Annotated in this window: 2 protein-coding genes; both read right to left on the bottom strand. The window is 41.4% G+C overall.

The genetic code is table 11. From position 1 onward, the window contains the following. Nucleotides 1-49: 49 nt before the first annotated feature. Nucleotides 50-304, bottom strand: coding sequence for a hypothetical protein (locus tag AC1DPZ_RS27345; RefSeq protein WP_477409454.1), 255 nt, complete (start codon nucleotides 302-304; stop codon nucleotides 50-52). A gap of 10 nt (nucleotides 305-314) precedes the next feature. Next, a partial coding sequence (locus AC1DPZ_RS27340; RefSeq protein WP_477409452.1) for a S1/P1 nuclease occupies nucleotides 315-1,307 on the bottom strand: 993 nt, incomplete at its 5' end.

Here is a 1,307-nt window from a genome sequence, read left to right as displayed (position 1 = left end):
CACAAAACGCCAGGCTTAATCAGCTTGGCGTTTGCATTCTTTAATAATGTTAAATGTCGACTGGCTTGTCTGCTCCACCGTAGATTTTGATAGCCTTGCTTAAAAGTTCTTCTGCTTTATGATATTCAAGCGGGCAATGATCTTTATCGGTGATATAAAAGTCACCGTCTGGATTTGCTTGCATATGAAAACGAGTTCTCTTGCCGTCGTGCATTACGTATACTTGAAATAGCTTTACCTCCCTTACGTGCATGGTTATAAATTCAAACTCAGCGCCTTCAGCATCAATCTTGAAGTTCTTCATATCTAATTAACTACTTTACAATTTTTAAATATTGGGACTCTGTAATAACAATCTCGGGCTTGCCTTTAAAATCAATCACCTTACCTTCAACTGATATGGTTTTATCTTCGATTTGGGAAGCCAATTGTTTCGCGTCACCTTTTAATACTACAGTTAGCAATTGATTCGGATAGGCAGCACCTAAGTTTACAAGCACCATACTACCAATGTCTTTTACACCATAAACCTGGCCTGATGTAGTCACTTCTTTGCCAACCAAGCCCTTAATGTCTGCAAGATTTGCACCTGGAGCATGAGGAACCGGCACGTTTGATACCGGAGGAGGAGGTAACAAGACAACTTGGGTTTTAACCGTCACTGGCAAATCATTGAATAACTTATTTAACTCCCCGGCTAACCGTACACCCGCTTGATCAATGCGCAAGTGAATTGTTTTAATGTACTTCTTGTAATATGCCTCATCAATAGTTTGTCCTGGCTTTACATCTCCATATAACTCACTTGAAATCTGATAACTCTCCCAAAGCCATTCCATAGGACTATCAGCCTGCCATTTCTTAATTTGAGTTTCATTGGCCCAATCATATTGTTTAGCAATATCAGCTTCACTTAATCCCTCATGGTCAATCAGCTTGCTATCCCACAGGCTATGCAGATTGGTGCCCTTGCCGTCAAACTGTAACTGTATCGTATTACCGCCCTTATCTTCTTTGCGGCTAACATGCATTGGCTGGTGCGCATCACCTACAAGATGAACAAGGTATTTTAACGCCTCATTCTTTTGATCCGGACTGGAAGCTTTGTCCTTAAGGGTTGCTTCAACTTTCAGTATGGCTGAATAAACATTGTCGCTACCTTGTTTGCTCACTGCATCAACAAATTGTTCGTGGTTCAAACCTAAAGGAAGGTTCAAATAGTGCCATGGTGCCGTTTTTGCATCCCTATTTTCATCTGCCCAGGTGCTCACATCGGTCATACTGCCACCTTTAAGATAGGCCGTAAC

The sequence above is a fragment of the Mucilaginibacter sp. P4_G9 genome (assembly GCF_056400985.1).
The sequence above is the reverse complement of the archived record's forward strand: the minus strand, read 5'-3'. Positions and strand labels throughout refer to the sequence as shown.